This window comes from Ruegeria sp. CE8, from assembly GCF_056537465.1.
The window spans coordinates 229177-252051 of record NZ_JBQFRP010000006.1 but is presented as its reverse complement, the minus strand read 5'-3'; the positions used below and the strand labels follow the sequence as shown (position 1 = coordinate 252051).

Sequence of the window (22875 nt, the reverse complement as noted above, 5' to 3'; positions counted from 1 at the left end):
ATTTTCCGAAGGTTTTTGACCGTTTTTTTCGCACCCGACACCCGGATTGCACCCCCGGTGTTGACTTTCGTCAAGGATCACAATCCCGCGATGTTCCACCCTTAGCCCCGCCTCACCAGCAAATGGAGAGTGATCATGTCACTTGGAATCAGCTACAACAAAACTGGCCGCGCCTTTGGGGTCGGTTTGGCGATGCTTCTTGGCAGCGTCGCCGCGCCAGCCTTTGCCGAAGAGCCAACATTAAGCGACGAAGCGTTTGAGTCGTCCAAACAGCTCTATTTCGAACAATGCGCGGGCTGCCACGGCGTTCTGCGCAAAGGCGCCACCGGCAAAAGCCTCGAACCACATTGGAAGAAAACCGCAGCCGACGGCACCGTAACCGAAGGCGGCACCCTTGCACTTGGTCAAGAGCGCCTCGAAAAGATTATCGCCTGGGGTACCGAAGGCGGTATGAACAACTTCTCGGACATCATGACCGAGCAGGAAATCAAGGATATGGCGACCTATATCCAGATGGAGGCCCCCAAGCCGCCAGAGATGTCGCTGGAACAGATGAAAGCCACCCGCAAGGTCTATGTCGAAGAAGCCGACTATCCGACCGAGCCGCTGCATGGCCGCAACTGGGAAAACTTCTTCGTCGTCATCGAGCGTGACGTAGGTAAAGTGGCCGTTATCGACGGCGACACCAAAGAAGTGTTGACACATATCCCGACAGGTTATGCCGTGCACGTTCTGAAAGCATCGGAACACCACAGCATTACCGAGCCTGAGCACCCCGGCCGCTTCTGGTACACCATGGGCCGCGACGGCAAGATGACCAAGATCGACCTCTGGCAAAAGCCCGAGAACATGCTGGTTTCGGAAGTCAAGATTGCCTATGACGCACGTGACGTGGCCGTTTCCGGCGACGGCAAATACGTCATCGGTGGTGGTTACTGGCCGCCGCACTTTGCAATCGTAGATGCCCAGACAATGGAACCGGTCAAGGTTGTATCGACCCGCGGTGTGAATGTGGACGGCGACTATGTGGAAGAGGCCCGTGTGGCCGCAATCTACACAACGCCGAACGAACCGACCTGGATCGTCGCGATCAAGGAATTGGGTCAGCTGTGGCAGGTTGACTATACCGACCTGGATAACCTGCGGATCGACAAAATCGACTCGGCCAAGTTCCTGCACGACGGTTTCTTTGACCCGACAGGCCGGTACTTCCAGATCGCTGCGAACGCGTCGAACAAGATGGTTGTTGTCGACACCGAAACTCACAAGCTTGAGGCGATGATCGACACCGCTGCCCTGCCGCACCCCGGGCCGGGCGCCAACTGGGTCGACCCGAATTGCGGTCCGGTCGCTGGCACAACCCACCTTGGTGTCGGTACCGTGACTGTTTGGGGCAACGATCCTGAGAATCGTCCGGATGATGCCTGGAAAGTCTGCTACGAAGTAGAAACCGATGGCCCCGGCCTGTTTGTTCGGACCCACCCGAATTCGGACTACATCTGGGCGGACCAGACCAAGCACCCCGAGCCTGAAATTCAGCAATCGGTGCAGGTCATCTCGAAAGAGACCGGCGAGATCGTGAAAACCATCCAGATCACCGAAGATGAAGGCAGCGCTGCCGTACACTTCGAGTTCAACGCGGATGGCACCGAGGTCTGGGTTTCCAAATGGAACCTGTCGGACTCGAAAGAACCCAACGGTCAGATCGTGATCTTCGACGCCAAGACGCTGGAAGAAATCGGTCGCATCGAAGGGCTGTATGCCCCGACCGGCAAGTTCAACGTCTACAACCGCTCGAACCACGTCACCTGACGGGTTCTCAGCCAAAACCGGAAAGGGCGGGCCCCTCGCCCGCCCTTTCTTCGTTTGCCTTTTCAGCCAAATGCGCCGGCCTGACACGCCGCGCCAGTCAAAACAGCCATAACGGAGCCCGGATATGACCTCCGAACCGGATAAAAAACCACCGATCTGGCGCCGGTATTTCCTGTGGGGAATGCCCGTGGCCGGCATCGCCGCGGCCTTTGTCGGCGGCATCGTCTTCTGGGGCGGGTTCAACACCGCCATGGAAGCCACCAACACCAAGGACTTCTGCATCTCATGCCACGAGATGCGCGATTTCGTTTACGAGGAATACACCGGCACGATCCATGACGTGAACCGGTCCGGCGTGGGCGCAGTCTGTTCCGACTGTCACGTGCCCAAGGACTGGACGCACAAGATGATCCGCAAGATTAAAGCGTCCAAAGAGTTGTACGGCAAGGTCGTCGGCACCATCAACACGCGTGAGAAGTTCGAAGCCAAGCGCGTGCATCTGGCGATGAACGAGTGGGAACGGATGAAAGCCACCGACTCGCGCGAATGCCGCAACTGCCACGATTTCGAATCGATGATGCCCGAGTTCCAAAAACCTCGTGCGCGTCAGCAGCACCTGAATGCGATGGAGATCGGCCAGACCTGTATCGACTGTCATAAGGGGATCGCGCACTCGGATGCCCGTGACCGGGCCGACGAGGAGTATCTGGAAGAGCTGGAAGCACCAAACCCGGACTTTATTCGTCCGATCCCGCCGGAGTACCTGGCCAGCCTTGCAAAGATCGAGGCCAAGGAAGCTGCCGAAGCCGAAGCTGAAAAAGCCGCCAAAGCAGCGCAGCACGAGGCCGTACAGGCCCAAATCGCAGCCGCCGTTGACGCAGCCGTTGCCGAAGAGCGTTCTAAAGCAAACGGAGCAGAAGCTGCGGCCCCCGCAGGTGGTGGTGGCAGCGATGTCGGTGGCGACGTCGACTGGAATGCCGTTGCAAGCGCGGATCTGAAACTGTTCTACCCCGGTCAGGCCTCGTTCGAATGGGTGCAGAACGGAAAGTTCCACGGCGGTGCACGCCCGCTGACCAAAGGTGGCGATCAATGCACGACCTGCCATGCCAAGGAACTGGATACGATCGGCAACAAGATCGTCGCGGGTGGTGATCTGGAGCCGACACCGATCCCCGGCAAACGCGGCGTGATCGACGCAACCGTTCAGGCAACCCATGACGATGAAAACCTGTATATCCGCCTGCAATGGCCGGATGCGGGCCACAACCCGGCACCCTTCGTGGATGGCGGTAAGATGGATCCGGACAACCAGATCAAGGTCGCCATGATGATCACCGGCACCGGGATCGAGCTGGGCGAACAGGTGGGTTGCTGGGCCTCGTGTCACGCAGACAACAGCTATATGCCCTTTGATCCGGGCGCTGATGCGATTTCCGCAAACGGTGATATCGCTGGCCGCCTGAACACCCAGGACACGGTGACCAAGTACATCAGCGAAAGCCGCACCGATGTCGAGGTCAAAGGCCGCCGCGGCAAACCGCTGGGTGGTTGGGACAAGCTGGAAGCCGAAGCGCAGATCGAGCAGTACCTGGCCGATGGCACCTATCTGGACCTGATGCGTGTCTACGCCGATGGCAGCGCAACAAACGGCTATCTGCTGGAACAGCGCGTGGTCAATGACGGTGAAATCGCCGCCTCGGCCAACCTGTCCGGTGGCATGTGGACCGTCGTCTTCTCGCGGCCGCTGAATTCCGGCGCGCCTGGGGATGTCCCGCTGGAGCCGGGCCGGACCTACACGGTCGGCTTTGCGATCCACGACGACTTTGCCGCGGCAAGGTTCCACCATGTGACGCTGAACACCAGCCTCGCGCTGGATGACGACACCGCCAGTATCAACGTGGTAAAACAATGATTGTAGGGGCCGGGCAATCCGGCCCCTACCCTTTTCGGAAAGGAGACATGGACAATGAAACCCCACCGCCTTCTTCCTGCGCTGCTGCTTATGGCAGCGCCTGCATTTGCGGACGAGGCCGCCACGATCTGTGCTGAGGCCGAAGAACGCTATGCCGAGCTGTTCGGTCAACCCTCATCGGCGGTCGAGGACGCCGAAGTGGTTCTGATGTACAAATACAATTTCTGTCCTACCGAACTGACAGTCAAACCGGGCACCACGGTGCGCTGGGTGAACGTGGACAAACGCACCAGCCACTCGGTCCTGCTGAAGGATGGTAGTGAACCCGAAAGCGACCGTTTGTTCCCTGAGGAATCCGTTGATCTGACGTTCCTCACGCCCGGCCCGCAGGAATACCTGTGCGGCCCGCATTGGGAAACACAGAATATGATCGGAATGGTCACCGTCGAACCCTGAGCCGAGGCAGAATAAAAACAGGCATGAAGAAAGGAGCGCGGGCGCAAATCCCGCGCTCCTTAACTTATGTCAAGGAGGTTGGTTTAGGATTGCGCCAGTCTGCCGTCATGACACGCCCGGCTCACCCAGCAACGTCCCAAATGCGCGCATGGAAACGGCAGGAAAACCCGGGTTCCGAAGACATTCAGAACAAGCGAGTTTGCACATGAGCGGTAAGGTTTTTCTGATAGGCGCTGGCCCTGGCGACCCCGAACTGATGACCCTGCGCGCATTGCGTATGCTGCAAGAAGCCGATGTCGTGGTTTACGACCGTCTGGTCTCGGCCGACATCCTCGCCATGCACGCGGAAAACGCACGTCTCATCCCTGTGGGCAAGGCCCCCAAATGCCATACCGTCCCGCAGGATCGCATCAACGAAATTCTGGTCGAAGAGGCCCGCGCAGGTCACACCGTTGCCCGTCTTAAAGGCGGCGATCCGATGATCTTTGGCCGCGGTTCGGAAGAGGCCGCCTATCTGATGGCCCACGGTATCGCAATCGAATACGCGCCGGGTATCACGGCGGCACAGGGGGCGTCCTGTTCGACAGGCGTACCGTTGACCCATCGCGGGTTGGCGACCTCGGTCCAGTACGTCACCGGCCACCGGCAGGCGGACAAGGTGCTGGACCTCGATTGGAAACGCCTTGCCGATCCCGCAACCACCCTTGTGATCTACATGGGGGTCGCCAATATCGGTCAGATCGCCATGGGGCTGATGACCGAAAACCTGCCAGGCTCGACCCCCGTTCTGGCCGTTGGCAAGGCGACCACGCCAGAGGAACGCCGACTTGTTTCGCGCCTCGATCAGCTCGCTACAGATGTGCGGGACGCCGACCTGAAGGCCCCGACGCTGTTTATCATCGGACAGGTGGTTTCGCTGTACGCGGATCGCCCTGTGGCTGACCTGTTGGAGCAGGCTCATGGCTAGCGTCGCCCAAATGATCGGCGGGCTTCCGGCTTGGACCTCACGCGCGGTCCTCACTACAGCTGTACTGATCGCAACGTCGGCTCTTGCCGCTGACGTGATTGATCCCAACGCCCTGAAACGTCTTGTCCACCAGGATTGCGGTTCGTGCCACGGGCTGAGCCTCAAGGGTGGCCTTGGTCCGGATCTGCGATCGGAAACTCTGGAGCATTACGACGCGGACGTTCTGACCGGCGTCATCCTCGATGGCATCCCCGATACGGCAATGCCCCCATGGCGGCCTTTGATCAGCGAGGAAGAGGCCGAATGGATCGCTCGTTACCTTCTTGAATCGGAGGCACAATGAAACACCTCATCCTTAGCCTTGCGGCCACACTGATGATGACAACGGCGCAAGCCGAAACCACGGCCACCGGAGACCTTGGGCTGGTGATCGAACGCGCCAAAGGTTCGGTTCTGCTGGTTGATCAATCCGACCGGGCGGCTCTGGCCCGGATCGAAGGGCTGGGCGATCTGTCCCATGCCTCGCTGGTTTATTCACCCGATGAGCGCTTTGCCTATGTCTTCGGGCGCGATGGCGGGCTGACAAAGGTTGATATCGTCACCCGTCAGATCGTGAACCGTGTGGTGCAGGCCGGCAACGCCATTGGCGGCGCGATCTCGGATGATGGCCAATTGGTGGCAGTTTCGAATTACGAACCCGGTGGCGTGCGCGTCTTTGATGCGGACACGCTGGAAATGGTTGCCGACATCCCCACCGACAGCAAAACAATCGGCCTGGTCGATGCACCCGGTCGCCGGTTCGTCTTTACCATGTGGGACACGGGCGAGACATGGATCGCCGATTTCGCCAAGGGCGACCCCGAGATCACCAAGATCCCCGACATGGGCAAAAATCCCTATGACGCGCTGATCACCGCCAATGGCCGGACCTATATTACTGGCCTCTTTGGCGAGGACGGTCTGACCGCGTTGGACCTTTGGGCCGATAGTCCCGAACCCATCCGCGTGTTGCCGGACTACGGCCGTGGTCAGGAAGAAATGCCTGTTTACAAAATGCCCCATCTGGAAGGCTGGGCACTGACAGGCCGCGAGTTTGTTCTGCCTGCAGTGGGCCACCACGAAGTTCTGTGGATCGATGCCGACACCCTGGAGGAAACAGGGCGAACCCTAACTTACGGTCAGCCGGTCTTTGCCATGGCCCGCCCCGACGGGCGGCAGGTTTGGGTGAATTTCGCCCACCCGCTGAACGACACGATCCAGGTAATCGACAGCGTCAGCAAAGAGATCATCCATGAATTCAAGCCGGGTCCGGCGGTGCTGCATATGGAATTCACACCGCGCGGGCATGAGGTCTGGCTCAGCGTGCGCGATGCCAACAAGGTCATGGTCTACGACACGCAGACCTTCGAAAAACTGCGCGAGATTGATGCGGACAGCCCCTCGGGCATCTTCTTCACTGCCCGTGCGCACAAAATGGGGCTGTAAGCGATGGAGCATATCACCGATCCGATCGATCGTAGGCTGCTGGATGAGTTTCAGCGCGACTTTCCCGTCACCGAGCGCCCTTTTCAGGTGCTGGCTTTCACGCTTGGACTGGACGAGAGCGAAGTGCTCGACCGCCTGACCCGGATGCGAGCCACCGGACGGATCACCCGAGTTGGCGCGACAGTCGCGCCGGGGGCGGTTTCGGCCAGCACGTTGGCCGCGGTTGCCGCACCTAATGAACGGCTGGAAGAGGTTGCCGCGCTGATCGACGCCGAGCCGGGCGTGAACCACAATTACCAGCGCGAGAACAAGTGGAACCTGTGGTTTGTCGCCACCGGGCCGGACCGCGCGCATGTCGACGAAACGCTGACCCGAATCGCCAATCGCACCGGGCTGCGGGTTCTGGACCTGCGACTGGTGCGCCCGTTCAATGTGGATCTGGGCTTTCGGATGTCTGGCGAGGTCCGCAACGTGCCCGGACCACGGCGGGTTGATTGCTCGGCGTTGCAAGCAGGCGACCGAACCTTGTTGCAGGCCCTCAGTTCCGGGCTGCCTCTGGTTGCTGAACCTTATACCGAATTGGCCCGATCACTGGACCGCGAAGCGGCAGAAGTGATGGCGCGGATCGAGGCGCTGCACAGCGCCGGCATAATCTCGCGCCTTGGGGTTATCGTGCGGCACCGCGCGCTTGGGTGGTCAGCCAATGCGATGGTCGTCTGGGACTTGCCCAGCGAGCAGATCGACGCCGCCGGACCCGCCCTTGCGGCCCATCCCGGGGTGACCCTGTGTTACGAACGACGCCCAATCGAAGGGGTCTGGCCCTACCGCCTTTACTCCATGATCCACGCCCGTTCGCGCAGCGAAGCGCTCGAGGTTTTGGCCAGTGCACGCGCCCTGCCGGAACTGTTTGGCGCGCAGCATAAGGTCCTGTTCTCGACCCGCTGTTTCAAACAGACCGGTGCGCTGATCCAGACAAAGGAGGCCGCGGCATGACGCTTGACGCAACTGACCGGGCAATTCTGAACCGGATGCAGGACGACCTGCCGCTGACGTCGCATCCCTATGCAGCAGTGGCCGAAGAACTGGATTTGTCGGAACATGACCTGCTGGCACGTCTGACTCGCCTGAAAGACGACCGGGTAATCACACGCTTCGGCCCCTTCTTCGACGCCGCCGCAATGGGGGGCGCATTTTGCCTGTGCGCAATGGCAGTTCCGGCCGAGAATTTCGAAACCGTCCTGACCAAAGTCAATGCGCATCCCGAGGTCGCCCATAATTATGAGCGTACGCACCGGCTGAACATGTGGTTCGTGCTGGCCACCGAAACGCCCGAGGGGATCGAGGCCGCCGCCGATGCAATCGAACGGGAAACGGGGATCGTGGTTCTCCGTTTCCCCAAACTTCAGGAATTCTTCATCGGCTTCCGGGTGGCGGCATGATCGACGCAAAAGACAGAGAGATTATCGAGGCGCTGCAAGGCGGCCTGCCTCTGGTGCCCGCACCCTATGCGCAGGTGGCGGACAGCCTTGGCATCGTCGAGGACGCGCTGCTGCATCGTCTGGCCGAGCTGAAATCGCGCGGTGTGATCCGCCGCATCGCCGCCGCGCCCAACCACTACAAGCTGGGCATGACATCGAACGGCATGACCGTCTGGGATGTCGAAGACGCCCGCATCACCGAACTGGGCGCCCAGATCGGTGCACTGCCGTTTGTCACCCATTGCTATGAACGCCCCCGCGCCCTGCCCGACTGGCCCTACAACCTGTTCGCCATGGTTCACGGAAAGGACCGTGATGAGGTCGAAGAAAAACGGGCCGAGATCACGGCGATTCTGGGCGATGCCTGCCGGGCCAAAGACATCCTCTATTCCACGCGCATTCTGAAAAAGACCGGGCTGCGCCTGAAATCCAAAGAGCAAGCGAAAGGCTGAGACATGTTCCGCCTGACCGAATATATGCACCAGTTGGTCAAACCGACCCCGGTGCGCAAACGTCGCCCCGGACCGGTAAAACCAGTTGTGATCTGGAACCTGACGCGGCGTTGCAATTTGAAATGCCGCCATTGCTACACCGTTTCGGCGGATGTGGCGTTCCCCGGCGAGCTCAGCCATGAGCAAGCCATGGTAACCCTTGAGGATCTGGGCCAGTTTCGCGTTCCAGCCCTGATCCTCTCGGGTGGGGAGCCGCTGGACCGGTTCGATTTCTTTGATATTGCCAAGCGCGCGCGTGAACTGGTGCCGATGCTGGCACTGTCGACCAACGGCACGCGGATCTACGACGAAACCGCTGACATGATCGCCGATGTGGGGTTCAACTATGTCGGCATTTCGCTGGACGGGATCGGCGCCACCAATGACTGGTTTCGCGGCGTCGAGGGCGCCTTTGCCGACGCCCTGCGCGGCGTGCGCGAATGCAAGAAACGCGGCATCAAGGTCGGCCTGCGGTTCTGTCTGACCGAGGGCACCCAGCATCACCTGCCGGACCTGTTGCAACTGTGCGACGACGAAGGCGTGGACAAGTTCTATCTGTCTCACCTTGTCTATGCCGGGCGTGGCGACAAGAACCGGGGCGAAGACGCCGAACACCTGCGCACCCGCAAGGGTCTCGATCTGCTGCTGGACCGCGCATGGGAGGCCGTTTCGGGCGGGCGCCCGCTGGACATCGTGACAGGCAACAACGACGCTGACGCGGGGTATTTCCTGAATTGGATCCGCACGCATTTCGATGCCGAAAAAGTGGCGCATGTCCGCGAACATTTGGCCGCCTGGGGGGGCAACTCCAGCGGTCTGGGCGTGGCGAATATCGACAATCTGGGACGCGTGCATCCCGACACCTATTGGTCCGACTACACGGTCGGCAATGTGAAGACCCGATCGTTTTCCGAACTCTGGACCAGCGACGACCAGATGTTGGCCATGCTGCGCACCCGCCCGCGTCCGCTGAAAGGGCGTTGCGGGGCCTGTCAACTCAAGGACGTCTGCGGCGGTAATACCCGGATTCGGGCGTTGCAGCTGACCGGTGATCCCTGGGCCGAAGATCCGGCCTGCTATCTATCAAACGAAGAAATTGGCGTTGAGGGTGCGGGCGATCGTCTGCGTGTCACGCCGTTCCGGGGGAAACGCCATGATCCGGCGCATCAGTTCTTTTGACACTCTGAAAATCGGCACGTTCTGTTCCCTGTTGATGGCCAGCACCGCCTGGGCCGATGCACCGTCGGACTATGCCGAACATTGCGCTTCGTGCCACGGCGAGAACCGTCTGGGCGGTGTGGGTCCTGCCCTGATCCCCGAGACATTGAAACGCATGCGCGGGCCGCGCGTGGCCGCCGTGATTGCCGAAGGTCGCACCGCCACTCAGATGCCTGCGTTTTCGCACGAGCTGGATGCATTGCAGATCGAGGAACTGGCGGGCTGGCTGAAATCTCCGCTGGAAAATGATCCCGAATGGGGCGAGGCGGATATCATGGCCAGCCGGACGCTGGACGAGGACTATGTCTCGGCTGATGCCCCTGTCTGGGACAGCGACCCGATGAATATCACGCTGGCGGTCGAGACCGGAGATCATCATGTCAGCGTTCTGGATGGTGACACCTTCGAGGTTCTGGACCGGTTCGAGACCCCCTTCGCCGTTCACGGTGGTCCGAAGTTCAGCCCCGACGGGCGGTACGTGTTCATCATGTCCCGCGATGGCTGGGTGCAGAAATACGACATCTGGGCGCTGAAACAGGTGGGTCGCGTGCGCGCAGGCCTCAACAGCCGCAACATCGCCATGTCTGGCGATGGCAAATGGGTTGCCGTGGCGAATTACCTGCCCAACAGCCTGACCCTGCTGTCGACCGAGGACCTGTCGGTTGCCAAGGTCGTTGAGATCAAGAGCAAGAAGGGAGTCCCCAGCCGTGTCTCGGCCGTGTATCAGGCCCCACCGCGCGAAAGTTTTGTGCTGGCTCTGAAAGACGTACCCGAGATCTGGGAGGTTTTCTATGGCGAGAACCCACCCCAATCCGGCCTGGGTCACGACTTCCGCATCGAGGGTCAGTTCAAGAATCCCGACCCCTTCCCGGTGCGCAAGATTACTACGCCCGACTATCTGGACGATTTTTTCTTCGACCAGAGCTATGAATACGTTATGGGCGCCTCGCGCGATGGCAAGGGTGGTCAGGTGATCGATCTGGTGATCGGCCAGAAAGTCGCCGATCTCGACCTGCCGGGCATGCCGCATCTGGGCTCGGGCATCACGTGGCAGCATGGCGATACGACCGTTATGGCCACGCCGCACCTGACTGATGGCACCGTGTCGGTGATCGACATGGAAACCTGGGAGACCGTCAAACGGATCAAGACCGAAGGACCGGGATTCTTCATGCGCAGTCATGAGAATTCGCCCTATGTCTGGGCCGATGTGTTCTTTGGTCCCAACAAGGATGCGATGCATGTGATCGACAAGCAAAGCCTTAAGATCGTGAAGACTTTGCGCCCCGCGCCGGGCAAGACCGTGGCCCATGTCGAGTTCACAAAGGATGGTCGCCATGCGCTTGTTTCGATCTGGGAAGATGATGGCGCGGTGATCGTTTACGACGCGCAGACACTGGAAGAAGTCCGCCGTCTGCCGATGCGCAAACCTTCGGGGAAATACAATGTCTGGAACAAAATCACCTTCTCGGAAGGCACCAGCCACTGACGGCAAATGGCCGGTTTGGAAACTGGCCATTCTGCTTTATCCGGCCACGGCATTGACCGTGGCCATCAACCTGTTTCTGGCAGGGCTGATCGCCAACAGCGCAGGCTTTGGCATAATCGCACCCGTCACCGCAATCCTGTGGTCGATCCCTTTGGGCGTCCCGGCATCCTGGCTGGCGGGTCGCTGGCTGCGCAGGTTGATGGACGAAGCTGACGGATAAATGAGAATTTCCAGCGACCTGACCTAAGTCAAGTATCGGAGCGAGAGAATCCCCTAGGACTCAGGAAAGATTGCCGAGTTGGATTCTCCATGCCCGCCCTTAACCCTCTGCACAATCTCCCTGATCGCGCCCTGCGTGCGACATGTGCGCTGGCGGGCATTTTCCTGCTTTTGTTGCAAATGCTTGGCCCGGCGCTGGCGAGTCCCGGAACAAGCATGTGGGTGGAGATCTGCTCGGAGGCAGGGGCGGTCTGGGTAGAGGTGGACCTCGAAGAGGAAAACCGCGACCCGACCGCACCCTGTCCCAAATGTGCCGATTGTGCACTATGCGCGATAACGGCGGCAGCGCCGCTGCCCGACCTGACTCAACTGAACCGGATCGGATTTGTCGAAACCGCGCAACGCGGCGTTCGTTTCCTGTGCGAACCCTACAGTTCTGCCTTGCTATGGCCCGAAACCCGAGGGCCCCCGGTTGCGCCCAAAAATAACACCGAACGCGCCCCGCGCGCGTCCATAGCGTCAATCCAAATACCCGGAGGTGCGCTGTGGTCGTAAGTCGCGCAATCCATTTCCTGCTGGCCCTTACCCTGTCCTGCCTGATGGCGATCAGCGCCCGGGCCGACAGCCTCGCCAGCTTCCTGCCCGATATCACGCCTGCCGATCTGGTTCCCGGTGCCGATACCTTTGGCCCGGTGCGCGATGACGTACCCGTTGCCCCGGTTCTGAAAGGCGAAGAGACCGTCGCCTGGGCTTTCCTGACATCCGATTTCGTCGGCACCACCGGTTATTCTGGCAAACCTATCCACGTTGTGGCCGCTATCGACGACGATGCGGTTCTGACCGGTGTGAAGCTGGTCAAACACTCGGAACCCATCGTCCTGATCGGCATCCCCAACTCACGCATGGTCGAGTTGACCGAAGGCTATGCCGGGCTGGACCTGAAGGTCGAAGCCGAGACCGGGGGCGAGGGGCATGACCTCGACATTATCTCGGGCGCGACGGTCACGATCATGGTGATCGACGACAGCCTTGTGCGCGGCGGTATCAAGGTGGCCCGCGCGCTGGGTCTGGGTGGATTGTCTCCGCTGCAGGCCGATGGCCCGAAACGCGAAGTCGATATGGCGCAGAACGCCACATACGACTGGACCACCCTGTCCGGCGACGGCTCAATCCGGCGTCTGACGCTGGATGTTGGCCAGGTCAACGCCGCGTTTGAGGCCACAGGCGATCAGCGTGCCATCAAACGCCCGGAACCGGGTGAGCCTGACGACACGTTCATCGACATGCATGTGGCGCTGGTCTCAGTTCCGTCGATCGGCAAGTCCCTGTTGGGCGCGGCCGAGTATCAGAACCTGACCGAGTGGCTGGACGAAGGCGAACAGGCCATTCTGGTGCTGGGGCGCGGGGCCTACAGTTTTAAGGGATCGGGTTATGTCCGCGGCGGCATTTTTGACCGCATTCAGCTGATCCAGGGCGACAACTCGGTTCGGTTCTTCGACAAGCAGCAAGAGCGTCTGGGCAAGGTCGCGGCTTCGGATGCACCGAGTTTTAACGAACTGGATATCTTCAAAATCCCTGCCGAGGCTGAGTTTAACCCTGCCGAGCCGTTCCGCCTGCAACTGCTGGTGCAGCGGGCCGTGGGCGCAGTTGAAAAAACGTTCCTGACTTTTGATCTGGGCTATAAACTGCCGGAACAGTACCTGCTGCCGGTTGCGGCCCCAGCCGTGGTGGATGACGCTACCGGCGAAGCCGCCGCCAAGGCCGCTTTGTGGAAGCGTATCTGGAAGGACCGCACCGTTGAAATCGGCGTTTTGGGCGTCATGCTGCTGGTGCTGACAGCGACCTTCTTTTTCCAGTTCCACGCCACGATGAACGCGCGGGTCTTCTATTGGTTCCGCATCGGCTATCTGACCATGACCCTGTTCTTCATCGGTTGGTATGCCAACGCGCAGCTGAGCGTCGTGAACCTGATGGCCTTGGCCGGAAGCCTACGGACCGGATTTAGCTGGGACGCCTTCCTGCTGGACCCGCTGGTCTTCATCCAGTGGTTCGCTGTCGCTGCCGCGTTGCTGTTCTGGGGGCGTGGGGCCTATTGCGGCTGGCTGTGTCCATTCGGTGCGCTGCAGGAGCTGACCAACAAGATCGCCCGCGCGCTCAAGGTGCCGCAGTGGACGCTGCCCTGGGGTGTGAACGAGCGCCTCTGGCCCGCAAAGTACATGATCTTCCTGGGTCTCTTTGGCCTCAGCTTCGTCTCGATCCCATTGGCCGAGACTTATGCCGAGATCGAACCGTTCAAGACCGCGATCATTCTGAAATTCATGCGCGACTGGCCCTTTGTGGTCTTTGCGCTGACCCTGCTGGGGATCGGGCTGTTCATTGAACGGTTCTATTGCCGCTACCTCTGCCCGCTGGGCGGAGCGCTGGCCATCCCCGCGCGTATCCGCATGTTCGACTGGCTGCGCCGCTACAAGGATTGCGGCACCCCCTGTCAGACCTGCGCCAACGAATGCCCCGTTCAGGCGATCCACCCCACCGGTGAGATTAACCCGAACGAGTGCGTCACCTGCCTGCATTGTCAGGTGCTCTACCAGTCCGAGGACAAATGTCCCGTCGTTATCCGCCAGCTGAAGCGGCGGGCCAAGACCGGGTCGGTCCAGATGAAGACCCCACTCGGACAACCACCGGCGAACCATCCGAACGCCAAACCGCAATCCGTTTCCTAAAAAAGGAGGAACGATCATGTCGGACAATGAAAACAAACTGAACATCACACGCCGCGGGATGCTGGGTGCAACCGCAACCGGCGCCGTGCTGGCCGGAACCGGTCTGGGCTCGACCCTGATGACCGCGAAACAGGCCAGCGCCGCGGCCAATGCCAATCTGCAGCCCGGCGAGCTGGACGAATATTACGGTTTCTGGTCCTCGGGTCAGACCGGCGAACTGCGCATTCTGGGCTTCCCGTCCATGCGCGAGCTGATGCGCGTGCCGGTCTTCAACCGCTGCTCGGCCACCGGCTGGGGCCAGACCAATGAATCGCTGAAGATCATGACTGACGGCCTGCTGCCGGAGACCAAAGAGTTTCTCGCCAAGCGCGGCATGAAAACCTATGACAACGGCGACCTTCACCACCCGCACATGTCGTTCACCGACGGCACCTATGACGGCCGCTACCTGTTCATGAACGACAAGGCCAACACCCGCGTCGCCCGCGTGCGCTGCGACGTGATGAAATGCGACAAGATCACAGAAATCCCGAACGCCAAGGCGATCCACGGTCTGCGTCCGCAGAAATTCCCGCGCACCGGCTATGTCTTTGCCAATGGTGAGGATGAAACTCCGCTGGTCAATGACGGCAGCGTGCTGGACGATCCATCGCAATACGTGAACATCTTCACCGCGCTGGACGGTGACACCATGGAAGTGGCATGGCAGGTGATCGTGTCGGGTAACCTCGACAACACCGATTGCGACTATCAGGGCAAATACGCTTACTCGACCTCGTATAACTCGGAAATGGGCATGAACCTGGCCGAAATGACCGAGAACGAGTTGGACCACGTCGTTGTCTTCAACCTCGCTGAGATCGAAAAAGGCATCGAAGCCGGTGACTATCAGGAGCTGAAAGGCGTCAAGGTTCTGGACGGACGTAAGGGTCAGAACAAGAAATACACCCGCTACATCCCGATCCCGAACTCGCCGCACGGCATCAACACCGCGCCTGACGGCAAGCACGTCTGCATCAACGGTAAGCTGTCGCCGACCGTCTCGATCATGGACGTTACCAAACTGGACGCGCTGTTCGAAAGCGACGCTGATCCACGGTCGTGCATTGTGGGTGAGCCGCAGTTGGGTCTTGGCCCGCTTCACACTGCCTATGATGGCCAGGGCAACGCGTTCACCACGCTGTTCCTCGACAGCCAGATCGTGAAGTGGAACATCGACAAGGCAATCGAGGCTTATGGCGGTGCCGATGTGGACCCGATCATCTCGAAGGTCGACGTGCACTATCAGCCGGGCCACAACTCGACCTCCATGGGTGAAACCAAGGATGCCGATGGCAAGTGGCTGATTTCGATGAATAAGTTCTCGAAAGACCGCTTCCTGAACGTGGGTCCGCTGAAGCCCGAAAACGAGCAGCTGATCGACATCTCGTCCGACGAGATGAAAGTGGTTCACGACGGCCCGACCTTTGCCGAACCGCATGACTCGATCATCGTTCGCAGCGACATCGTGAACCCAGTCAACGTCTGGGATCGTAACGACGTCACATGGGAAGACGCCCGCAAACAGGCCGAAGCTGATGGCATCGATCTGGAAGAAGGCGCCGAGGAACCCATCCGGGACGGCAATAAGGTGCGGGTCTACATGACATCGCAGGCTCCGACCTTCAGCCTAGAGAAGTTCACCGTCAAACAGGGTGACGAGGTGACGGTTTACATCACCAACCTGGATGACGTGGACGATGTGACCCACGGCTTCTGCCTGGGCAACTACGGCATCGCGATGGAGGTCGCACCGCTGGCGACCGCTTCGGTCACCTTCACAGCCGACCGTCCGGGCGTGCACTGGTTCTATTGCCAGTGGTTCTGCCACGCGCTGCACATGGAAATGCGCGGCCGGATGCTGGTCGAACCGCAGGGAGCATAACCCATGCGTTGGTCCCTGCTCATACCGCTCCTGCTCGGCTCGCCCCTTTGGGCGGCGGACTGGGATGTGCCCAATCGGGCGGGGGCCATCAATGAAATACTGGCGCAGGCGGCGGATGGGGACACCCTCCGCCTGAGCCCCGGTGTCTACACCGAAACACTGGTTCTGGACCGGCCCGTCACCATCGACGGGCTGGGACAGGCCACCATTGACGGGCAAGGCGCGGGCAGCGTCATCACCGTGACCGGGCCGGGTGTCACCGTGCGCGGGCTGACGGTGATCGGCTCTGGTTCAAGCCATGACGGGATCGACAGCGGTATCCAGCTGACCAAAACGGCCAAAGCACCCGTGGTTGAGGATAACGTGCTGCTGGGCAATCTCTACGGCGTCGACATTCACGGGGCCAAGGACAGCATCGTGCGTGGCAACCGGATCGAAGGCCGTTTGGACCAGCGAATGAACGACCGTGGCAATGGCGTCTATGTCTGGAACGCGCCGGGCGCGCGGGTGGAAGACAACGACATCCGCTATGGCCGCGACGGGATCTTTGTGAACTCGTCCAAGAAAAACACCTTCACAGGCAACCTGTTCCGCGATCTGCGGTTTGCGGTGCACTACATGTACGCCGACAATTCAGTCGTCAGCGACAACATCTCGATCGGCAATGATCTGGGCTATGCCGTGATGTTCACGACCAATGTGACCGTGGCCAACAATGTCTCGATCGGCGACCGGGAACATGGCGTGATGCTGAACTACGCCAACAAGAGTGTCATCACCGGCAATGTGGTGAAAGGTGCCAAGGAAAAATGCACCTTCCTCTATAACTCCAACAAGAACGAATTCACCGACAACTGGTTCCAGGGATGCGGGATCGGCATCCACTTTACGGCCGGGTCCGAACGCAATCGGATCGTCGGCAATGCCTTTGTCGGAAACCGGACGCAGGTGAAATATGTCTCGACCAAATGGGTCGAGTGGTCCGAAGACGGGCGCGGAAATTACTGGTCCGATTTCGCCGCTTACGATGTGGATGGCAACGGCATCGCCGATGCCCCCTATCGCCCCAATGACTCGATGGACCATGTGCTGTGGACCCAACCCTCAGCCAAACTACTGCTCGGCTCCCCTGCCGTGCAACTGGTGCGCTGGTCGCAATCGGCCTTCCCGGCGTTGTTGCCGGGCGGTGTGATGGACAGCAATCCATTGATGCAAGCCCCTGAACCCCCAGCTATGAAAAAGGTGCCTCATGATGGATAAGGCCCTGTCTATCGACCATGTCAGCAAGGACCGCGGAAAAACCCGCGTTCTTGATGATATCACCCTGTCACTTACCCCCGGTCAGCGCGTCGCACTGCTGGGCCATAACGGCGCGGGCAAGTCGACCCTGATCAAATCCATCCTCGGCCTGACACCTATCCATGGCGGCGCCATCCGGATCGGAGACGCCACCCCCGGCAGCGCACAGGCGCGGCGCGAGACCGCGTATCTGCCTGAAGCGGTGTCGTTCCACCCGGCCCTGACTGGGCGCGAGCAACTGACGCTATTTGCGCAATTGTCCGGTGCCAAAGCGGATGTACCCGGCCTGCTGGAGCGCGTGGGTCTGAGCGATGCTCTGGACCGCCGGATCGGAGCCTATTCCAAGGGAATGCGGCAACGTCTGGGTCTGGCGCAGGTGCTGCTGGGTCAGCCGAGAGTGGCATTGCTGGATGAGCCAACATCAGGCTTGGACCCGATCTCGCGGCAGGACCTGTACGCCATCATTGATGAACTGGCTGCCCAAGGCACCGCGGTGCTGATTGCCAGCCATGCGCTGACCGAAGTTGAGGCCCGCACCGACCGTATCGCCATCATGCGCAAGGGTCGGATGGTCGCCGATGACACGTTAAACAACCTCTCAGCGCTGGCGGGTCTGCCAATCCGCCTGCGGGTCCGCGCCAGCGCCAATCCCGAAGCGCTTGCCGCCGAATTGGGCGGAAATCGCATCAATGGCGCGTCGGTCGAACTGCTCTGCACCCCAGATGACAAGATGGAAGCCCTGCGCCGCATCGCCGGACTGGGCGATGCAGTGGCGGATGTGGAAATGACCCCGCCCAAGCTGGAAGACCTCTATCGCCACTACGCTCAGGAGGATTTGCAATGACCCGCTTCCTCGCAATCACCCGCACTGAAATGCTGATCCTGCGCCGTAACCGCTGGCTGCTGGTCGCCACGCTGATCATGGTTCTGTTCGCGTTGGCGCTGACCTTTGCGGGCAGCGCACCAACCGGCACGCTAGGGGTCGATATGCTGACCGTTTCAGTCGCCTCGATGACAACGTTGTCAGTCTATCTTGCCCCCCTGCTGGCGCTGATGATCGCGTTTGACGCCATCGCGGGCGACGTGGACCGCGGCAGCCTGTCGCTGCTGCTGTCTTACCCCGCCGGGCGCGGAGAAATCCTGTTGGGCAAGTTCACCGCCCACCTCGCTGCGCTGGCCTTTGCCATGACCGTCGGCTTTGGCACCGCCGGCGCTGTTGCCGCATGGTTCGGTGGCGCAGGGCCGGAAAGCCTGATGGCTTTGGTCCGGCTCATCCTCACATCCATCCTGCTGGGCGCAGTGTTTCTGGCGCTGGGATACCTGCTGTCCGCCCTGGCGAGGGGCGCAACGGCGGCGGCAGGTCTGTCGGCCGGGCTCTGGCTGGTCTTTGTCGTCCTCTATGATCTGGGCTTGTTGGGAGCCGTCGTCATGGATAATGGCGGCACATTCACCCAATCCGTCTTTCCGTGGGTGATGGTTGCCAACCCGGCCGACGCATTTCGTCTGTGGAACATTGCCGCGACCGAAGGCGTTGCGATGGCGTCCGGCATGACCGGAGCCGCGCAAGCCCTGCCCGTCTGGGCCGCGCCCGCGTCTCTGCTGATTTGGCCAGTGTTGGGCTTCGCCCTTGCGCGGCTTGCTTTCCGGAGGGTTGAGCCATGAAACGCCTGTGCCTGATCGCATTGCTCGCGGTAAGCGCCTGCAAAGAAGAAGTCGCCGAGGCACCTGACCCGGTTGATCTGACCCCGGATGCGCTGAGCTTTTTCTGCCAGATGAACATCGCAGAACATGGCGGACCAAAGGGGCAGATCCATCTGGAAGGCTACCCTGCCCCGCTGTTCTTTGCGCAGGTACGCGACATGGTAGCCTACCTGAAAAGCCCCGAACGGGATGCAGAAATCACCGCTGTCTATGTCAGCGATATGAGCGTCGCGCCCAACTGGCGACAGCCTGGTATTTCCAATTGGATTGCAGCCGGCAGTGCGACGTTTGTCGTTGGCTCGAATGTCGCGGGCGGAATGGGCGCACGCGAAGTGGTGCCGTTTTCCAACCCCGATGACGCCACTGCCTTCATTGACCAATATGGCGGTTCCGCTCTGCCCCTGTCCGACATCCCAGACACCGAGGTGCTGGGCCCGGTCGATCTGGACCTGTTACTGGAGACCCCCGCATGACCCTTTTGTCCCGTCGCCGGTTTCTGGCAATCTCGGCCGCAAGTGCGGCCTGCCCCGCCGTCGCCGCCCCCACACCGACGGCCCGGTGGCATGGGTCCGCCCTGGGTGCACCGGCAACCATGCAGTTGGCAGGTCTGACCGACGCGCAGGCGCACCCGATCTTTGCTGCGGTCGAAGTCGAAGTAACGCGGCTCGAGAACATCTTCAGCCTGTACCGCCCCGAATCCCAGCTCTCTCGCCTGAACCGGGACGGTCAGCTGTCGAATCCGGCACCAGAGTTGTTGGATCTGCTCAGCCTGTGTACGGCTCTTTACGAGAATTCGGATGGGGTTTTTGATCCCACAATCCAACCCCTGTGGGTCGCATTGGCCAATAACGCAAACGCGGTCGACATCGCATCCGCCAAGGCAACGATCGGATGGCACAAGGTCTCTGTGAACAGCGACGCAGTCCGCCTGCCTTATCCCGGTCAATCGGCACTGACGCTGAACGGTATCGCCCAAGGTGCGGTTACAGACCGTATTGCCGCGCTGCTCAGGTCAAAGGGCCTGAAAAATGTGCTGGTCGATATGGGAGAGATCGCGGCCTTGGGCGATCGCAACGATGGTCAGCCCTGGCAAGTCGGTCTTGCCGGGCCGGAGCGGACGGTCAAAAAACGCATCACGCTGAGTGACCGGGCCGTCGCAACTTCGGATTCCGCCAGCTTGATGTTGACCGATGTTCACGGCCACATCCTTAGCCCGACAGATGAAATGCCCGGACATCGGGTTCTTTCGGTCTCTGCAAAGACTGCAGCGCTTGCAGATGGCCTGTCCACCGCCCTTTGCGCCCTACCGGATCGGCAGATTGCCAACGCGCTGATGCGGTTCCCCGATGCCAGGCTTGAAATGAAGATCTGATCCCTTCACGGGACAAGCATAATCCGGACACAACGCTGCGCTATACCGCTGCCAGAACTAATGGCAGCGGCTTGGCGTTTCGTCTTTTTGGCTCTTTTGTTAACTGCGCTTACACACCGGACATCGAAAACGACACACTCGCACCGCGAAAGGAAAACACCCCGATCGCAGGGAAAAGTCGACCAAAGACTGGCTGGCGCGCGTCGCGTTAATAGGTCACCGACGTGCACGGAACACCGTGCATTGCACTACAATGAAATTGGGGGGTGGCGGAGACGAAGGCAGCCATCCTGTCGTTGCATCAGATGACGAATCTCATCGCAACAAATTAATAATAAACAATATTAGAGAATTTTCCGCTGTAACCCATTGCACCTCGTCGCAACTGCTGTCAGTGGTTTTGGCGGGTCAGTTGCGGGGTAAGCATGCCGAAAGTAGCGAAAGAACTCACTGCGCTTGATGTGAAGAGGTTGAAGCATTCGGGCAGTACCAGAAACTCCACTGTCGCGGTAGGTGGAGTGTCAGGTCTCTTGATGCAAATCACTCCCAATGGTGGACGTACATGGCTTTTGCGAGTTTCTGTAGCAGGTAAAAGACGAGAAATTGGGTTATGCGAATACTAGTTCGAAAAATGTGGATTTGATAGTGACAAAACCATTACTTCGCCGCCTTACTCCAGACGACTCGTCAGTTCTTCGAGCATTCTGGGGGGAAGCCTTGCGAACTGCGCCAGAGTGTTTTCTTCTCACTCGCGAAGAACTCTTGGCAATCCCTGAGGCGACCTTTCAGAGCGGTATCAAGAACGGCGTTTACATCGGGGCTTTTGACAAAAATGACGAACTCGTCGGCTTCGTGGTTGCTCGGCGCGGCGGTGTTGAACGGTTGAAGCACACTGCGGATATTGGTCCGTTGTATGTTGCCGCCAAATCTCACGGGCAAGGCATTGGCCGTTCGCTTATGGAGACAGTGTCTGAGGTGCTAAAAGATGACGGTCTGCTTCAAGCAGAGTTGACAGTTGATGCATCCAATCATCGAGCAATCACACTCTACAGAGCTCTGGGTTTTGTCGAGTTCGGCCTTCGCCCGCGCTCTGTCATATTTGAGAAAACAGAACGCTCCGACCTCATGATGCTTTGTACGTTCGATGGAACACCTTTAAAGAAACCTCTTTTGTAGCTCTCGCACAGCTTCCGTTCGTGCCACGCGTAGCATTGGTCGATTTGGGCTCCAAGCGGTCATCCGACGTTTCCGGTCAGGTTCACGAGCAAGTCCGACGTGTCGAACAGCGGCTCAGCGGGACAAAGCTGCCAAGCCCAAATCACTTGGACATTTGGCCACCACCAAACGACTCCGGATTAATTGCGAGCAAATCTACAGTGTCCGTTCGTGACAATGCGAGCTTAGAACAAAGCGCCTCCGAAGGCACATTTCCGGCGCGAATACCGGTGAAACACTTGGAAAGCCCTTGCTTTTGGCGAACATCGCGCGACACCATGGCACCTAAGATCAACGCGATGCCCTGTCCGCGTCTCTTGGGATCTGTCGAGAGCATACCCCACCACACCATTTGGCTTTTGTCGTGTTCGTTGTGAAACTGCGCGACGGCCGCGGCGGCTCCGACGACACGTTCTGCCCGGTCTTTCGCATAAAGGAACACACTTGGACGCTCGAAGCCCCGCATGAATAAGCCCATGGGAAGCAGCACATCGCAGCTCTGCGTGAGGCTGTCGCGATTTGTCAAATCTTCCACCGAGGTGTCCGAAGTGACAACACAGGCCTTTAGGTCAGCGGGCAAGCCACTTTTGGCAAGAATTGCATCGGCAGCTTTGAACGTCGCTACAGAGCCTTCCCAGTGGTCGTAGACATCCGTTATCAGTCCCGCGTTCTCCAATCCTGTGCGGCGCTTGGCAAGATATTCCCGCGGCATCCCGTCGACTGGGGCAACCCCTTGCAGACGTGCAAGCGCTATTTGCTGTTCGAGATTATGCTCAGAATAATTTGCCAGTCCCACAACGCGACCATGGCAAGCATAGTCAGGGATGTCCTGCACCAGTTTCCAAAGATAGTCCGCACGCATTTGAAGGCGTTGCTGATCAGAATTGCCAAAATATTCGGGGGCAAGGTCATCCATTGTGTAAGCGTTCAGGTGACCGTCGGCAGAGTCAAGAAACCATGACAGCAGAATGACCGAGATGGGCTCGATGCGGACGTTCGCTGCGGGATGCATGAACGCCCGCTTTCGGGACTGGGTAGCGTATGGGTGACAAACATCCGTGTGGTTAAGTATGAGGGCTTGTTGTCGGTTGTGGGTGTTCGCGCGTTTTAAACT

22 protein-coding genes are annotated in these 22875 nt (G+C 59.6%); 21 read left to right on the top strand and 1 reads right to left on the bottom strand.

Features of this window, described 5'->3' with window-relative positions; genetic code table 11:
• Positions 1–135 precede the first annotated feature (135 nt).
• The 21 genes from ACR0AA_RS12720 to ACR0AA_RS12620 all read left to right on the top strand — a co-directional run bounded on the left by ACR0AA_RS12720 (position 136) and on the right by ACR0AA_RS12620 (position 21722).
• The gene (locus ACR0AA_RS12720; protein ID WP_480666199.1) at positions 136–1812 is read left to right on the top strand and encodes a cytochrome D1 domain-containing protein; all 1677 of its coding nucleotides are present in this window, start codon (positions 136–138) and stop codon (positions 1810–1812) included.
• Between the two features lie 124 nt (positions 1813–1936).
• Positions 1937–3724: a NapC/NirT family cytochrome c gene (locus ACR0AA_RS12715; protein ID WP_480756163.1), complete on the top strand. Its 1788-nt coding sequence runs from the start codon at positions 1937–1939 to the stop codon at positions 3722–3724.
• 54 nt (positions 3725–3778) lie between these two features.
• Entirely contained in the window at positions 3779–4180 is a 402-nt protein-coding gene (locus ACR0AA_RS12710; RefSeq protein ID WP_480666197.1) for a cupredoxin domain-containing protein, read from the top strand.
• Positions 4181–4385: 205 nt separating this feature from the next.
• Positions 4386–5147, top strand: coding sequence for a uroporphyrinogen-III C-methyltransferase (cobA, locus tag ACR0AA_RS12705; RefSeq protein WP_480666196.1), 762 nt, complete (start codon positions 4386–4388; stop codon positions 5145–5147).
• Positions 5140–5490 (top strand): c-type cytochrome, encoded by a 351-nt coding sequence (locus ACR0AA_RS12700; protein ID WP_480666195.1) that lies wholly within the window; start codon positions 5140–5142, stop codon positions 5488–5490. Before cobA ends, ACR0AA_RS12700 begins: the two co-directional genes overlap by 8 nt.
• A complete protein-coding gene (locus tag ACR0AA_RS12695; RefSeq protein ID WP_480756162.1) occupies positions 5487–6632 on the top strand; it encodes a cytochrome D1 domain-containing protein in 1146 nt (381 codons plus the stop codon). The genes ACR0AA_RS12700 and ACR0AA_RS12695 overlap by 4 nt, the downstream gene beginning before the upstream one ends.
• Before the next feature lie 3 nt (positions 6633–6635).
• Entirely contained in the window at positions 6636–7625 is a 990-nt protein-coding gene (gene ahbB / locus ACR0AA_RS12690) for a siroheme decarboxylase subunit beta (RefSeq protein ID WP_480756161.1), read from the top strand.
• Positions 7622–8071: an Lrp/AsnC family transcriptional regulator gene (locus ACR0AA_RS12685; RefSeq protein ID WP_480666192.1), complete on the top strand. Its 450-nt coding sequence runs from the start codon at positions 7622–7624 to the stop codon at positions 8069–8071. Before ahbB (ACR0AA_RS12690) ends, ACR0AA_RS12685 begins: the two co-directional genes overlap by 4 nt.
• Entirely contained in the window at positions 8068–8562 is a 495-nt protein-coding gene (gene ahbB, locus ACR0AA_RS12680) for a siroheme decarboxylase subunit beta (protein ID WP_480756160.1), read from the top strand. The genes ACR0AA_RS12685 and ahbB (ACR0AA_RS12680) overlap by 4 nt, the downstream gene beginning before the upstream one ends.
• 3 nt (positions 8563–8565) lie before the next feature.
• Entirely contained in the window at positions 8566–9780 is a 1215-nt protein-coding gene (gene nirJ, locus ACR0AA_RS12675) for a heme d1 biosynthesis radical SAM protein NirJ (RefSeq protein WP_480666190.1), read from the top strand.
• Positions 9755–11308: a cytochrome D1 domain-containing protein gene (locus ACR0AA_RS12670; RefSeq protein ID WP_480666189.1), complete on the top strand. Its 1554-nt coding sequence runs from the start codon at positions 9755–9757 to the stop codon at positions 11306–11308. The genes nirJ and ACR0AA_RS12670 overlap by 26 nt, the downstream gene beginning before the upstream one ends.
• Positions 11265–11528, top strand: a complete 264-nt coding sequence (locus ACR0AA_RS12665) for a hypothetical protein (protein WP_480666188.1) — start codon at positions 11265–11267, stop codon at positions 11526–11528. The genes ACR0AA_RS12670 and ACR0AA_RS12665 overlap by 44 nt, the downstream gene beginning before the upstream one ends.
• 89 nt (positions 11529–11617) lie before the next feature.
• Positions 11618–12082, top strand: a complete 465-nt coding sequence (locus ACR0AA_RS12660) for a DUF2946 family protein (protein ID WP_480666187.1) — start codon at positions 11618–11620, stop codon at positions 12080–12082.
• Positions 12083–12126: 44 nt separating this feature from the next.
• Entirely contained in the window at positions 12127–14250 is a 2124-nt protein-coding gene (locus ACR0AA_RS12655) for a 4Fe-4S binding protein (RefSeq protein WP_480666214.1), read from the top strand.
• 16 nt (positions 14251–14266) lie between these two features.
• A complete protein-coding gene (gene nosZ, locus ACR0AA_RS12650) occupies positions 14267–16174 on the top strand; it encodes a TAT-dependent nitrous-oxide reductase (RefSeq protein WP_480666186.1) in 1908 nt (635 codons plus the stop codon).
• Positions 16175–16177: 3 nt separating this feature from the next.
• Positions 16178–17434 carry a nitrous oxide reductase family maturation protein NosD gene (locus ACR0AA_RS12645; protein WP_480756159.1) on the top strand — a complete coding sequence of 419 codons (1257 nt, stop codon included), beginning with the start codon at positions 16178–16180 and terminating at the stop codon, positions 17432–17434.
• Positions 17424–18317, top strand: a complete 894-nt coding sequence (locus ACR0AA_RS12640) for an ABC transporter ATP-binding protein (RefSeq protein ID WP_480756158.1) — start codon at positions 17424–17426, stop codon at positions 18315–18317. Before ACR0AA_RS12645 ends, ACR0AA_RS12640 begins: the two co-directional genes overlap by 11 nt.
• Complete coding sequence (locus tag ACR0AA_RS12635; protein WP_480666183.1) at positions 18314–19135, top strand: ABC transporter permease; 822 nt, start codon at positions 18314–18316, stop codon at positions 19133–19135. The genes ACR0AA_RS12640 and ACR0AA_RS12635 overlap by 4 nt, the downstream gene beginning before the upstream one ends.
• Positions 19132–19647 (top strand): nitrous oxide reductase accessory protein NosL, encoded by a 516-nt coding sequence (locus tag ACR0AA_RS12630; protein ID WP_480666182.1) that lies wholly within the window; start codon positions 19132–19134, stop codon positions 19645–19647. Before ACR0AA_RS12635 ends, ACR0AA_RS12630 begins: the two co-directional genes overlap by 4 nt.
• On the top strand, positions 19644–20546 hold the full coding sequence (locus ACR0AA_RS12625; RefSeq protein WP_480666181.1) for an FAD:protein FMN transferase: 903 nt from the start codon (positions 19644–19646) through the stop codon (positions 20544–20546). Before ACR0AA_RS12630 ends, ACR0AA_RS12625 begins: the two co-directional genes overlap by 4 nt.
• A 645-nt stretch (positions 20547–21191) precedes the next feature.
• Entirely contained in the window at positions 21192–21722 is a 531-nt protein-coding gene (locus ACR0AA_RS12620) for an N-acetyltransferase family protein (RefSeq protein WP_480666180.1), read from the top strand.
• A 142-nt stretch (positions 21723–21864) separates the two neighbouring features.
• On the opposite strand, the gene ACR0AA_RS12615 is transcribed toward ACR0AA_RS12620, so the two are convergent.
• A complete protein-coding gene (locus ACR0AA_RS12615) occupies positions 21865–22773 on the bottom strand; it encodes a GNAT family N-acetyltransferase (protein ID WP_480756157.1) in 909 nt (302 codons plus the stop codon).
• Positions 22774–22875: the final 102 nt, after the last annotated feature.